Origin of the sequence: Desulfomicrobium norvegicum, from assembly GCF_900114595.1 — a bacterium.
GTDB classification, from domain to species: domain Bacteria; phylum Desulfobacterota; class Desulfovibrionia; order Desulfovibrionales; family Desulfomicrobiaceae; genus Desulfomicrobium; species Desulfomicrobium macestii.
In genome coordinates this window covers 85,176-98,137 of the sequence record NZ_FOTO01000009.1, presented here as the reverse complement: position 1 = coordinate 98,137, position 12,962 = coordinate 85,176, and the positions used below count along the sequence as shown (strand labels likewise).

Genomic DNA, 12,962 nt, shown 5'->3' with positions numbered 1-12,962 from the left:
TTGTCCATGATTTCGGAAGAACCCGCCGATTTGCAGGCCACCATCGAACAGACCGATTCCGGCGAACAACAGTATGTGCTGCGGGTGCTCTGCGATCACCTGTCCGGCATCCGTGAAGAGCTTTCCGGCATCCGCACGCTGCTGGAGGCCGGTCACGCCGCCTCGGAGGCGATGCGAGGCCAGGCCCAGGCCTATCTGGAGGCCCAGCAGGCCAGGACCCAGGAGTACCTGGAGCAGGTACAGATCGAGCCGGAGCCCGATTTCTATCCCTTCGTCGAACTACCAGCGGGCACCGAGCCCCGGGATCTGCCGGACGGCAACCGGCTCTTCACCTTGCCCGACGGCATGATCCTGCGGACCACTGACGACCAGCGAATCTGCGTCATCGACGCAGGGGAACAGCAGGTCGTCACTCCCGGACCAGACACGGCCATCGAGGTCGCCCCGGGACGCCTTTACACCCTGGTCAAGCCCTATCTGAGCGCGACCCAGGAGGCGGCCGGTATTAGCGGACTGCCCGCCGGGACAGCGCCGACCGCCATGGGCGCGGAACGCTTCGCGGTGGATCTGCCCGAGGGCATCCGTCTCGACGTCGATCACCGGGAGCGGTTTATCACCCTGATCAACCCGGCCGGACCAATCGACATCATCGGCATCGGCCGCATCGAGGGCATCGGCGAAACCATCGCCGTTCGTCTGCTTTCCGGGGGAGCCAAGGGATTCCAGTGCGGCCAGTCCGGCCACGGCGGGCTGATCGAGGCGGACGGAACCATTCACCTGGGGCTCAAGAGCGGCTTGGATCTGGTGATCCGTTTCCAGGGAGAAGCTGTCGACGACGACACTTCGGAAATTGGCTGCTCGGGACAGTGCGGCATCGACTGCGAGGAGCGTACCTGATGAGCTACGACTTTCTCGGCAAGGGGCTGCGTTACCCGTTCCGGTTTCAGTCGGTATCCGGCGGCACCCAGATTTCCGCCTCGACCTCGCGGGAGCACGAGCATATCCGCGAAAGCATCCTGCAGATCCTCGGCACCCGGATCGGCGAACGGTTCATGAATCCGGAGTTCGGCTCCCGGCTGAAGGATCTGGTATTCGAACAGAACGACGAGGTGCTCAAGGGCCTGCTGCGCCATTACGTGATCGACGCCATCAAGCGCTGGGAAAAGCGGGTGATCATCACGGATGTGCGCTTCGATGACCTTCCGGCGAATACGGACAGGAACCTCCTGCCGGTGCATATCGCCTATCGCGTGATCCAGAGCCAGGTGGAAGGGAATCTGGTTTATCCCTTCTACAGGGAAGCGCCAGCCAGCCCCGCTCGCTGAACCATCCCGTCTCCGACACATCCATGTCCCTTCCGGTAAGTAACCGGCGTGGCGAGAGCATCAGGCGCTCTCGCATAACCGCCGAAAACCGGAGAGACCATGGGCCGCGCAAGCATCGGATATATCAACAAGGATTACGAATCGATCCGCCAGGAACTGCTGGCGAAGATCCCGCAGCTCACCGACCGTTGGACCGATTTCAACCACTCCGATCTCGGCGTCGTCCTGCTCGATTTGTTCTGCGGCGTGGGCGACATGCTGGCCTACTACCTGGACGTCCAGGCGGCGGAGGCTTTCCTGCCCACGGCCCGCCAGCGGCAGAACGTCATCAACCTCTGCAAGCTCATCGGTTACCGGCTGGATTCGCCGGTGGCCTCCACCACCACGCTGCGTTTTCGGCTCTCCGCTCCGCTCGGCAAGGACCTGACCATTCCGGCGGGGACGGCCTGCCGCGCCTTGCTGAATGACGGCGAGGCGGATTTCGAGACAGTCGAGGACGGCCTGATCCCGCGAGGCGTGCTCTCGGTAGACATCCCGGCCCGTCAAGGCGTGCGCCGCACCGAGACCTTCACATCGACGGGGCTGCCATTCCAGCGCATCCGCCTGACCGGCGACGCCATCGCCCAGGGCACCATCACCGTTACGGTGGGGGACGACGCCTGGAGCGAGGTCGATCATTTCCAGGACAGCCTGGCCGACAGCCGCCATTTCATGGCCGACCTGGATGCGCTCGACATCTCTACCCTGATTTTCGGCGACGGGCAAAGTGGCGCTGTACCCGCTCAGGGAAGCGCCATCACCGTCAGCTATCTGCAGACCATCGGAGACCAGGGCAATCTCGGTCCGAATCGGATCACCCAACTGCTGAGCCCGGTCTACCTCGACGGCGGCGAGGTCTCCCTGACCGTCACCAATCCTGTTCCCGCCACTGGCGGCGCTTCGCGGGAAGCCCTCGAACACGCCCGCCGACAGGCACCGGCGGAGCTGCGCAGTCTCTGGAAGGCCGTCACCCTAGAGGATTACCAGGCGCTCGCCGAAGGTTACCCCGGCGTCGCCAAGGCCAAGGTGCTCGACACCAATGCCTGCCAGAACATCCGCTATTACAACGTCCAACTGGCCATCGCCCCCAACGGCGGCGGAATGCCCTCGGCGCTGCTCAAGCGGGACCTCGCCGAGTTTCTCGAACGCCGCAAGGTCATCACGGTCGAGATCAATCTGTTCGATCCGATCTACCGGCCCGTTTCCATCGACGCCGAGGTTTACGTCTGGCCCGGTGAACCGCTGGAAAACGTGCGCAGCCGCATTGAAGCTGCGCTCACCGATTTCTTTTCCTTCGACCGGGTCTCCTTCGGCCAGACCATTCACTTCTCCGACCTGGTGGCCCTGATCGACGGCGTGCGCGGAGTCAGCCACATGCACATCTACGCGCCGCAGCAGGATATCGAGCTGCGCCACGGCGAAATCCCGGTTCTCGGCACCGTCAACCTCGATCTGCGGAGGGCCGGTTGATGTCGGATTGGTTCAAGGACAATCTGCTCGGCCTGCTGCCGCCGCTTTACGAGCACAACGACGAGGCCGGTGACCTGCGTACCTTTCTGAGCCTTCCCGCCGGAACGCTCGACGAGCTCAAGCAGGCTATCGACGACTTCCCGACCATCTTCGATGTGGATCACTGCGACGAACGCTTTCTGCCGCTGCTGGCGAGACTGGTCGGCCTCGAAGTGGACGGCACCTGTTCGCCGGACTGCCAGCGCCGCCGTGTGCGGGAGGCGGTCGAAATCTATCGCCGCAAGGGCACCATCCCGGCCATCGAACGCGACTTTGACGCGCTCGGTTGGCAGGGGGAACTGCAGGAGACCTTCCGCTCGGCTCTTCGTCTCAATGCCCGTTCCAGACTCGGCAACGCCAAGCTGCCCGGGCTGGTGTTCAGCCTCGGCGTATTTCGCGTGCTGTGTCTCAACCAGACCGAGGGGCTGCGCGACGCCCTGGTGTTTCACCACCCGGCGGGTACGCGCTGTTTCTGGCTCCAGTTCCTCCTGGAATGGATCGAAGGCGGCGCGATGCTCGACTTCGGGCATGCCAACGCCGTGCGCCGGATCGTGCTGGCGTTTCTCGATGAAACCTTCGTCCTCGGACGTTCCTCGCTCGGTTCCTGCCGTCACCTGACCAACAAGCAGAGGGCCTGGGAGCTGCTGCAGCTCACCAGTACCACGGAGATGCTCCCGGAAATCGACCGGGCCGCCGTGAAGGTCTCCCGTTTTCACGGCCGCCAGAACCGGATGCGCCTGAACCACAAGGCCCTCAACGACTGGCGGCTTCCGTACACCCGCGTCGGCGAGGACCGGGTTTCCTTCTGCACGCCCATCTATACCGGCCGCGACTTCGAAGGGGATGTGCTGGAGAGCGGTTTCGGGCTGGGCGAGAGCCATCTCAACCGCAAGCCGCTGACCCATGGCGAGACCGCGCTGCGCTACTGCTTCCGGCAGAAGGATTTCTTTTTCGACACGCAGGCGGAACCGGTCGAGCGGGCGGAGGCCAAGTACGACCTGCGCCTGCCCTTGGAATCCCGACACCGCCTCTGCTTCCAGCTCGGCCGCGCCAGGCTCAACGAAGGTCTCGACCTCACCGCCAACCAGGGCGGCATCAGCAATCTACTGCTCGCCTCCACCGCTGGCTGCGACGCTGACGTCACTTTGGCCGTCGACCGGATCGACCGATGGCGGCGGAGAGGGCCTGTGTTCCAACTCAACGCGAATACCCTGAACACCCGGTATCTGAGCAATGCGAATCTGACCGGCGAACGGGCTTCGCTTGAAGTCTACGTGGACACGGGCTCTCTCCAGCGCCATCGGGTCGAGACCATGAAGCTGGGCGCGAGCCCGCTCAACACCACCGGCCTGCGTCTCTCCGTGGACCGGACCCGCCCCATGCGCGTCAGCCGCATGCGCCTCAACCAGGCCGGATTCCGCTGGTCGCGGCCTTCCTACCGCTGGCTGTTCCGTCAGCAGGATCTGCACGCGCCGACACAGGCCGGGTTCGAGGCAGCCACCAACAACTATCGCGCCACCCAGTGGCCCACCTGAAGGAGAACCCATGGCGATTCACCTCTATCTTGACGAAGCGCTGACCCAGCAGATTTCCGAGGGGGATTTCAGCAGCCCCGAGGCCGAGAGCTACAACGGCACCGACGGCGACATCAAGGATCGGCAACTCTACGTCGCCAACGAGCAGACGGGCCTCGCTTCGGCCATCGATGCGGCGCAGACATCCATCGCCCTGGCCGAACCGCGCTTTGCCGACGGCGAACTGATCATCATCGACGGCGAGCAAATGCTCGTCGAAAGCGGCGGCGGCACCGCCAATCTCACCGTGCAGCGGGGCGTGGCCAACACCGCTCCGGCCGCGCACGACGCCGGAACGACCGTCTATTCCGGCTACGACTACACCGGGCTGGTGCTCGATCCCATCGACGAAACCGGCACCGACGAATCGGTCTGGTACCGACTATCCCTGACCCAGGCCGGACTCGACACCGCCCCCCAGGGCGCACCGCTCAACCTCGGCGACAAGGCCTTCCAGCAGACGCTGTCTTTCTGGCGGCGCTGCACCGTGCTCCCGGGCACCCCAGTGCAAAACAAACTCGACATCAAGCTGCGCCTGACCGGCACGGAAAACCCGATTCTCTGAGGCGCATAGATGACTGGCATCACGGTTGATATCGATATTTCCGCAAGGGTGAACCGGCCTTGGGCAAGGGACCTGGACACCCGTCAGGTGCTTCTGGGCTCACTCCTGGTGGATACGGATACCGCCAACCGGGTCGTTTGCACTTTTGAAGCCGACATGGATGCGGCATGCCGAATCCATCAGCCCGTCGAAGTGATGGCACGGACGCAGGCGGTCGTGCTCGCAGAAATTACCAGGCTGCTCGCAACCGGCCAGGCAGTCCACAACCACCTGAACCGGAACGCCGACCTTTGGCTCGTCGTCCACGGCCGTCTGGGCGTCGATGCCGACGCGGCGGTGCGGGTGACGCGCCCCTGGCTGCAGAGCATCGACACCAGCGTCCGGACTTCCGGCTCACACATCAGCCGATCCGACACCGTTCAGCGCATCGCGATCCCGGCCGGGCTGCTGGCCGACACGCGCCAGATCCTGTTCGCGGTGCTCATTGATCAAGACCACGAAATTCAGACCTAAAGGAGAACAGCAATGGCACTGGGACTCATCGTCAAAACCGGCCGGATACTGACGGCCAAACTCCTCCTCGGCCAGGCCGTGGACGGCATCACCCACTGCGCCATCGGCGACGGGGATGCCAGCTTTACCGACCCGCAGAATCCGCCCGCGCCGGACATCGGTCAGACCGGGCTCAGAAACGAACGCGCCCGCAAGCGCTACTACAAGCGGACTTTCCTCAAGGAGGACGCCGAAGGGGCGCTGCTGGTCAACGGCGTGCGCTACCTCGAAACCGGCGAGGAGACCAACACCATCGGAATCTTCTTCCGCTTCGACGAGGCAGAGGCCAACGGCATCACCATCCGCGAATACGGCTTCTTCGGCGGCGACGTGCAGTACGTGCAAAGCGTCACCGGGGATCTCTCCATGGGCGGCGTGTTCCATCAGGACACCAACCCGACCGGCGAGGTGCTGCGCCCGGGCTACCTGTACGAGGTGAAAAACATTCCCGACTTCAACAAGATTTCCGACACCCGCGTGGAGCTGGTCGGGATCATCAAGATCTAACTGGAGGATTCAAACATGAGCATCTCACGCGAGACATTCGACCCGACCAAGAACTACAAGCGCATCCGCTACCATCAGGATCGCGACCTGCTGGATTCCGAACTCAACGAGCAGCAGGACATCATCAACCTGGAGCGGCGCAAGATCGCCGACCTCCTGTTCAAGGAAGGCTCCATCATCATGGGTCTGGAGGTCAGCGCGGCCGCCAACGTCCTGACCCTGGCCCCGGGCGTGGTCTACATCGACGGCCATCTGGAACAGGTGAGCGGCGCGACCCTGACCTATGATCCGGCCACCACCAGCGGAGCCGATTACGTTTACGTGGAGCTGCTGAAGTACAACTACGGCTACACCCAGGACCCGGCCCTGATCAATCCCGCCACCGGCGAGCCCACCGCCGAGCGGGAGAAATGGGTACTCTCCCTCAAGGCGACGGATACCAGCGGCCAGACGCTGCCCAACAACGTGGCCGAACGCCGGGTGATCCCGATCTACAAGTTCGACCGCGAGAGCGGCGATGTCACGCCCACGGTGCAGGAGAAGTCCAACCTCTACCTGCGGGATCTGCTGGGCACTCTGCCGGGCAGCCGGATCACCGTCTCCTCGATCACCGAGGACCAGCTCTCCTTCGCCGCCGCCGAGGGGCTCAATTCCCTGATTCAGAATCTGGCCGAGCGCACCTTCGACCAGGCCGGAAGCTATCTGGTGCGTGGCTTCGACACCTTCATCGGCGGTGTCGACGACGACAGCGTGGAGGCGATCACCAACGCCGGACGCGCCTACATCCAGGGCTTCCGCCATCAGCGCGATCTGCCCACCTCGACCCTGGTGCCCAAATCCATCGCCACCAAGTCGGTGCGCGGCGAGCAGAAGACCTTCGACATCAACAAGCGCCGCTATCCGGTCAACTCCACGCCGCTCAAGGAGACGACCCAGGTGGAGGCCATCGTCGAGATCACCCGCAACGTCACTCGCGGCTCGGTGGGCGGCGGCGAAGACCTGCTCGACCCCAATCCCGTGGTGGACATCCTCGAGGTCAGCCAGGGGGCGACCATCTTCCAAGAGGGCGTGGACTGGCAGCAGTCGGGCAACCATGTCGACTGGCTCGGCTCCGGTAACGAACCGGCCATCGGCACCACCTACACGGTGCGCTGGACCTACACCAAGCAGATGGTCAAGGGCACCGACTACGTGGACAGCGGCTGGTTCGGACAGGCCAACCATCCGGCGGCCGGAAACTACTTCTATCTGGTGACCGCCTACAACGCCACCGGCGAGACGGCCTTCAACGCCGCTGCGGTCATTGCCCGGGCCACCGCAGCCGGGGAGATGAACAAGCTCTCCTGGCTGCCGGTCAGCGGCGCGACCGGCTATCGCGTCTACCGGGCCGCCACCAACGGCGCACGCACCGACTACAAGCGACTGATGGAACTGGGCAGCGAGGAGCTCTCCTACATCGACGACGGTGTCGAGGAGATCGGCACCGCTTCGCCTCCGGCCACCAACACGGCCGGACTCACCATGTCGCCGGTGCAGCTCGAACTGGGCAACCTCAACGTGATCAACTTCGGGCGCGGCAGCCTCGGCGACCAGCCGGTGAACGGCTCCAACTGCAGCCTGGACTACGACTATTACCTCGGCCGTCGCGACATCGTTTACGCCACCACAACCGAAATCAAACGGCTGGAAGGGGCTCCGGCCGATTTCCCGAAGCTGCCCATCGTGCCGGAAAACGCCCTGGGGCTGTGCAGCATCGACTGCCCGCCCAACTCCACCGACATGGAGATCCGCAACTTCGGCCTGACCCGCATCACCATGGACCAGATCCACGACATCATTCAGGACGTGGAGGACTTGAAGTACAACGATGCCCAGTACCAGATGAACAACGAACTGCAGAACCGGGACGCCCAGACAAAAAAAGGCATCTACTCGGACGACTTCTCGAACACCGCCCAGTCGGACATCTACCATGCCGAATGGGACGCCCGGGTCAACGAGATCGCCCGTTTCGTCGCACCGGACCGCATTCCGCACTCCACCGTGCTCTCGGTCGATCAGGCGGGCAGCAACGCGAGCTTCTTCGGCAGCCTGGCGCTGCTGCCGGGCAACGAGACCGTGCTGGTGGAACAGAACGACTGGTCCGAGGAGCGCAACATCAACCCCTATGCCGTGTTCGACAAGCCCCCGGCCATGCTGCAGATCACGCCCAACCTCGGGCGGCGCGGCCAGACCGGCATCGCCGTCACCGGCATCAACTTCACCCCGAGCAAGTCCGGCATCGTGCTGCGCTGCGACGGCCAGGTAATGGCCAGCAACCTGATCAGCGACGAGGCCGGTCGGGTCAGCGCCTCCTTCACCATTCCGACCAACGCCCGCAACGGCAACCGCATCGTGGAGATGGCCGACGGCGTCTACTCGGCACGGGCCAGCTTGCAGATCAACGATCCGCTGGTCATCACCCGCATCGAGCGCATCATCGAAAACCGCATCATCCGCGTGCCCGTGGTGCAGGTGGTCTGGCGCACCCAGACCATCTTCGTGCCCCGCGATCCGCTGGCCCAGACTTTCAGCTTCACCCAAAACCAGGTGATCTCCAGCATCGGACTGCAGTTCACCGCCAGGGACCCGAGCATCCCGGTCACGGTGCAGATTCGCGGCGTCACCACCGGTCTGCCCAACGGCGTGGTGTTCGCCGAGAAGGTGCTGGCCCCGAACGAGATCAGCCTGAGCGGCGAGACCCGCATTCGCTTCGACGACCCGTTCTACGCCGAGGCCAACACCAGCTATTCCGTCGTGCTGCTGACCAACAGCACCAATTACAAGGTCCGCACCGCCACTCTTGGCAAGATGGGCCGCTGGGGCATCATCACCCGGCAGACCTACATGGAAGGCGTGCTGCTGGAGAGCTCCAACGCCGAGACCTGGACGCCGCTCAACGGCTCCGACCTGGCGATGAAGATCTACGGCTACAACTTTCAATCCGAGGGCATGATCCGCTTCCAGCCGATCACCGGCGTGCAGTTCTCCGATATCAACCTCGACGAATACTCGGCCATCCCCCAGGGCACCGGCCTCGACTGGGAATACTCCACCGACGGCGGCGTGACCTGGGACGCCATGGTTCCCGCAGAGGAGGAGCGGCTGCCCAACCTCGCCACCCGGGTCCAGATCCGCGTGCGTCTGAGCAGCTCGCTTTCCAACGACACCCCGGCCATCAACTTCCGCGATGTCAACCTGGTGGGCTACCTCAACAAGACCACCGGGGCCTACCTGACCCGCGAGAACGAGCTGACCCAGGGCGTGGAGTCGACCAAGGCCTATGTGCAGATGCAAATCCCCAGCGGCACCACCCTGCAATGGTTCGCCAGCAACGACGGCGGCCTGACCTGGGAGGCGATGACCATCCAGGACACCCGGCCCATCGACGAGAGCTGGACCGAGTACACCCTGGTGCGCACCTTCACCGACAACACCGGCAACAAGGTCCGCTACAAGGCCGAAATGACCGGCACGCCGCTGATCTACCCGCGCATCCATTCGCTGGGCGCGACCCTGAGCTAAGGAGGCACAGCCATGATCGTTCGACGCAAAGGCGGCCTGACCGAGTTCATCCCCACGCCGCAAGAGAAGCGCGATGGCCTGATCCGCGACCACGCCCTGGGCCTGCTGGAGAATCTGCACCAGCGCCTGGCGCGGCTGGAACGGGCGTCAAAGCTCCCGGCCACCGAAGCGGAGGCCTTCACGGCGCTGCTGGCGCGGATGCGGGCCGACGAGTCGCGCAACCTCGAGCTGCACGCCAGCCTGATCACCTCTGATACCGCTTCCGGCTGACCGGCTCACTGCCACCACCAACCCAGAAACCCCGGATACGGCCAGCCCGTTCCGGGGTTTCTGCCGCCTGTGCGCCGCCCAATCCAGCCAAGTTCTCAAGTCATTGAAAATAAAGGTGTTAAATGTCGGCTTCGGCTGTTCTTCTACTTGATTTGTGTCCGGAAAGAAGCATTCATTCATGGTGTAAGCAGAGGCTAAAAAGCCTTGCCTGACAACGACTTAGAAGCGCCATGAACGACGGAGGCACGCATGAACCTGAAAGAGATCCACTACGGGATCGAGATCGAGACCGTAAAACGCACCCGGGAACAGATCGCCTGGGCCATCCACTCGGTGGTGGGCGGCACGGTCCGCCATGTCGGCATCCCCAGCAGCTATGACCCCTGGGAGGTCGAGGACCTGCGCGGCCGCGTCTGGAAGGTGGTGGGGGACGCCTCCCTGACCAGCGTCCCGGCCCATCTGCGGGCCGAGGTGGTCAGCCCGGTGCTCGGCTACGACGACATCCCGCAACTGCAGGAGGTGGTCCGGGCCATCCGCCGCGCCGGAGGCAAGATCAACAGCCAGTGCGGCATTCACATCCATATCGACGCCGCGCCCTTCGACGGCAGACACCTGGGTAACCTGGCCAAGATCATCTACAAGCAGGAGCCGCTGATCCTCCACGCCCTCGGCATCAGCCACGACCGTCTCAACCGCTACACCCGGCCGGTCAGCGACGAGCTGATCCAGCGCATCGAACAGCATCGCCCCCGCACCAAGGACCAGCTCAACCGCATCTGGTACGGCTACCACAACCGCCAGCCCCAGCACTACGACAACAGCCGCTACCACGGGGTCAACCTGCACAACGTCTGGTACCGGGGCACGGTGGAGTTCCGCTGGTTCGAGGCGACCCTCCACGCGGGGCGGATCAAGGCCTACCTGCAGTTCTGCCTCGCCGTCGCCGCCAAGGCGCTCAATGGCCGGGCCGCTTCCAGCCGCAAGCGAGATTTCGATCCTCAGAGCGCCAAGTACGACTTCCGGGTCTTCCTGCTCCACCTCGGCCTGATCGGCGATGAGTTCAAGACCGCCCGCAAGCATCTGATGGCCAACATGCCCGGCGACGCCGCCTTCAAGAACGGACGCCCCAAACCGGAGGACGTCCTTTCGGACGAAACCGAAACCACCACTCTCACCAACGAGGCCGGGCAAGTTCCCGGCCTCACTGTTTAAGGAGGTGCCCCATGAAGATTCTGATCCGCTCCACCACGTTGGACGGCGAACCGATCCCCGGCAGCGGGGAAACCATCCAGGCCGCCGACTGCCTTGAGGTGGTCGAGCTGATGCGCGGCCAGACACCGTTTACCGCCAGCCGAGCGCCCCGGGACTACATGACCGAGGTGCTCTCCGGCATCGAAGGCGGGCCGACCCAGCCATTGCCGGAGGACGCCGCCGCTGCGGCCGCCGAATTTCTCACCCGTCTGGCGCGGCACGGCCTGATCGAGTTTCTGCCCGACGACAAGGCCAGCGACCCCTGGCCGGAACGCTTCCTCGAAGCCCTGGAGACGGTGCGGCTCTCCGGGCGCACCAACATGCTCGACCACCCGGAGGTGACCCGGCTGACCGCCGAGATGGGTTACCCGGAGGTGGCCGAGTGGCTGGCGGACCACCGGCGCGAATACGCGGCCTTCGTCCTTGAGGGGACGAGACCGCTCGGCAAGAACTTCGGCGGCAAGGAGGACCCGGCTCCATGTGCGGACAAGTAGGCATCGTCTTCGGCCGCAAGCGCAGACGGTCCGACGAGCGGGATTACCTGCGCGAGGCCTTCATCCGCATGCTGCTGCACAGCGAGGAGCGCGGCCCGCACGCCTCCGGTCTGGCCTGGCTCAAGACCGACGGCAGCCACCGCATCTTCAAGCGGCCGATGCGGGCGCACGAGCTGGTCTACGAGAAGCCGTTCCAGGAGCTGCTCGGGCAGGTAGACAACGAGACCACCATCCTCATGGGCCACACCCGCTGGCGCACCCGGGGCAACGAATTCAACAACCGCAACAACCATCCCATCCGGGCCGGGATCGTCATCGGCACCCACAACGGCACCATCTACAACGCCGATTATCTGTTCCGCCGACTCGGGCTGCCGCGCTACGCAGAGGTGGACAGCGAGCTGATCTTCCGCCTGGCCGACCGCTTCGCGCCCGAAGGCCCCATCGACCAGGAGGGTCTGAAGAAGGCGCTCGCCCACTGTCGCGGCCAGATGAGCGCCGTGCTGGCATCAAAGCTCGACCCCGGCACCATCACCGTGCTCAAGGGTAACAAGCCGCTTTGCCTGCGCATCCACCGCCAGCACCGGGTGGTGCTTTACGCCTCGGAGCCCGCCTTTATCGACTTTGCCGTGGACAACGAGAAGGGCTGGCGCGAGCTGGAGGTGCCGCCCATGACCATGCTCACCGTTCGCCACGAGGATGTGCGGGTAATCGAAAACAGCGAATTCCGCTTCATCCCCCAGGAACGCAAAGGGACACTGCCCGAAGGAGTGAATGCATGAACATTGGAGACACCGCGAAGCTGAACACAAACCCGGAAGACACTCCCGAGACCATCCTCCGGCTCTTCGTTTACGGCACCCTGAAACGGGGCTACTGGAACCATCAACGCTTCTGCGCCCAGGCCCGCAGCATCGAACCAGCCGTGGTCTGGGGCAGACTTTATCATCTTCACGCCGGTTTTCCGGCCCTCGAAGTGCCGGAGGGACTGATCCTGGCCAGGGGCACCGCCGATCCACTGGCCGATGCCCACAGGCAGCAGGAGATCGGCACACCGCGCTTCGGTCGCCCGACCGGCGACTGGGATCTGATCCATGGAGAGCTGGTGACCTTCACCGACCCGCAGCGTGACCTGCCGCCCATCGACCGGCTGGAAGGATTCCGGCCCGGCGGGCACAGCATGTACCAGCGGGTGATGGTGGCGGTGCTGTGCGGGCGCACCTCGATTCCAGCCTGGACCTATTGGATGCCATGCCCTCCATACGCGGAGAGAGTCGCCAGCGGCCAGTGGTTACGTCCGTGAGCCGACGTT

General features: G+C 64.0%; 13 protein-coding genes. All 13 read left to right on the top strand.

The features are described 5' to 3' along the window. The first annotated feature begins 6 nt into the window (after positions 1–6). Entirely contained in the window at positions 7–897 is an 891-nt protein-coding gene (locus tag BMZ24_RS13225) for a hypothetical protein (RefSeq protein ID WP_092193076.1), read from the top strand. Continuing rightward, positions 897–1,325 (top strand): GPW/gp25 family protein, encoded by a 429-nt coding sequence (locus BMZ24_RS13220; protein WP_244150358.1) that lies wholly within the window; start codon positions 897–899, stop codon positions 1,323–1,325. The genes BMZ24_RS13225 and BMZ24_RS13220 overlap by 1 nt, the downstream gene beginning before the upstream one ends. Before the next feature lie 99 nt (positions 1,326–1,424). Continuing rightward, positions 1,425–2,834, top strand: coding sequence for a baseplate J/gp47 family protein (locus BMZ24_RS13215; RefSeq protein ID WP_092193074.1), 1,410 nt, complete (start codon positions 1,425–1,427; stop codon positions 2,832–2,834). After that, complete coding sequence (locus BMZ24_RS13210) at positions 2,834–4,408, top strand: phage tail protein (RefSeq protein ID WP_092193072.1); 1,575 nt, start codon at positions 2,834–2,836, stop codon at positions 4,406–4,408. The genes BMZ24_RS13215 and BMZ24_RS13210 overlap by 1 nt, the downstream gene beginning before the upstream one ends. Before the next feature lie 10 nt (positions 4,409–4,418). Further along, on the top strand, positions 4,419–5,012 hold the full coding sequence (locus BMZ24_RS13205) for a hypothetical protein (protein ID WP_092193070.1): 594 nt from the start codon (positions 4,419–4,421) through the stop codon (positions 5,010–5,012). Positions 5,013–5,021: 9 nt separating this feature from the next. Further along, positions 5,022–5,525 carry a hypothetical protein gene (locus BMZ24_RS20195; RefSeq protein ID WP_244150357.1) on the top strand — a complete coding sequence of 168 codons (504 nt, stop codon included), beginning with the start codon at positions 5,022–5,024 and terminating at the stop codon, positions 5,523–5,525. Positions 5,526–5,537: 12 nt separating this feature from the next. Continuing rightward, the gene (locus BMZ24_RS13195) at positions 5,538–6,071 is read left to right on the top strand and encodes a hypothetical protein (RefSeq protein WP_092193068.1); all 534 of its coding nucleotides are present in this window, start codon (positions 5,538–5,540) and stop codon (positions 6,069–6,071) included. A gap of 15 nt (positions 6,072–6,086) precedes the next feature. After that, on the top strand, positions 6,087–9,635 hold the full coding sequence (locus BMZ24_RS13190) for a DUF4815 domain-containing protein (protein ID WP_092193066.1): 3,549 nt from the start codon (positions 6,087–6,089) through the stop codon (positions 9,633–9,635). 12 nt (positions 9,636–9,647) lie between these two features. Then, positions 9,648–9,905: a VrlD gene (locus tag BMZ24_RS13185; RefSeq protein WP_092193064.1), complete on the top strand. Its 258-nt coding sequence runs from the start codon at positions 9,648–9,650 to the stop codon at positions 9,903–9,905. A 249-nt stretch (positions 9,906–10,154) separates the two neighbouring features. Next, complete coding sequence (locus BMZ24_RS13180; protein ID WP_092193062.1) at positions 10,155–11,117, top strand: amidoligase family protein; 963 nt, start codon at positions 10,155–10,157, stop codon at positions 11,115–11,117. 11 nt (positions 11,118–11,128) lie between these two features. Continuing rightward, the gene (locus BMZ24_RS13175) at positions 11,129–11,650 is read left to right on the top strand and encodes a DUF5049 domain-containing protein (RefSeq protein WP_092193060.1); all 522 of its coding nucleotides are present in this window, start codon (positions 11,129–11,131) and stop codon (positions 11,648–11,650) included. Further along, a complete protein-coding gene (locus BMZ24_RS13170) occupies positions 11,635–12,432 on the top strand; it encodes a class II glutamine amidotransferase (protein ID WP_092193058.1) in 798 nt (265 codons plus the stop codon). The genes BMZ24_RS13175 and BMZ24_RS13170 overlap by 16 nt, the downstream gene beginning before the upstream one ends. Then, positions 12,429–12,953: a gamma-glutamylcyclotransferase family protein gene (locus BMZ24_RS13165; protein ID WP_092193056.1), complete on the top strand. Its 525-nt coding sequence runs from the start codon at positions 12,429–12,431 to the stop codon at positions 12,951–12,953. The genes BMZ24_RS13170 and BMZ24_RS13165 overlap by 4 nt, the downstream gene beginning before the upstream one ends. Positions 12,954–12,962: the final 9 nt, after the last annotated feature.

What these genes read in the sequence shown, in the direction of transcription:
- BMZ24_RS13225 (WP_092193076.1), top strand. Translation starts at nt 7, where the DNA reads ATGATTTCGGAAGAACCCGCCGATTTGCAGGCCACCATCGAACAGACC.
- BMZ24_RS13220 (WP_244150358.1), top strand. Translation starts at nt 897, where the DNA reads ATGAGCTACGACTTTCTCGGCAAGGGGCTGCGTTACCCGTTCCGGTTT.
- BMZ24_RS13215 (WP_092193074.1), top strand. Translation starts at nt 1,425, where the DNA reads ATGGGCCGCGCAAGCATCGGATATATCAACAAGGATTACGAATCGATC.
- BMZ24_RS13210 (WP_092193072.1), top strand. Translation starts at nt 2,834, where the DNA reads ATGTCGGATTGGTTCAAGGACAATCTGCTCGGCCTGCTGCCGCCGCTT.
- BMZ24_RS13205 (WP_092193070.1), top strand. Translation starts at nt 4,419, where the DNA reads ATGGCGATTCACCTCTATCTTGACGAAGCGCTGACCCAGCAGATTTCC.
- BMZ24_RS20195 (WP_244150357.1), top strand. Translation starts at nt 5,022, where the DNA reads ATGACTGGCATCACGGTTGATATCGATATTTCCGCAAGGGTGAACCGG.
- BMZ24_RS13195 (WP_092193068.1), top strand. Translation starts at nt 5,538, where the DNA reads ATGGCACTGGGACTCATCGTCAAAACCGGCCGGATACTGACGGCCAAA.
- BMZ24_RS13190 (WP_092193066.1), top strand. Translation starts at nt 6,087, where the DNA reads ATGAGCATCTCACGCGAGACATTCGACCCGACCAAGAACTACAAGCGC.
- BMZ24_RS13185 (WP_092193064.1), top strand. Translation starts at nt 9,648, where the DNA reads ATGATCGTTCGACGCAAAGGCGGCCTGACCGAGTTCATCCCCACGCCG.
- BMZ24_RS13180 (WP_092193062.1), top strand. Translation starts at nt 10,155, where the DNA reads ATGAACCTGAAAGAGATCCACTACGGGATCGAGATCGAGACCGTAAAA.
- BMZ24_RS13175 (WP_092193060.1), top strand. Translation starts at nt 11,129, where the DNA reads ATGAAGATTCTGATCCGCTCCACCACGTTGGACGGCGAACCGATCCCC.
- BMZ24_RS13170 (WP_092193058.1), top strand. Translation starts at nt 11,635, where the DNA reads ATGTGCGGACAAGTAGGCATCGTCTTCGGCCGCAAGCGCAGACGGTCC.
- BMZ24_RS13165 (WP_092193056.1), top strand. Translation starts at nt 12,429, where the DNA reads ATGAACATTGGAGACACCGCGAAGCTGAACACAAACCCGGAAGACACT.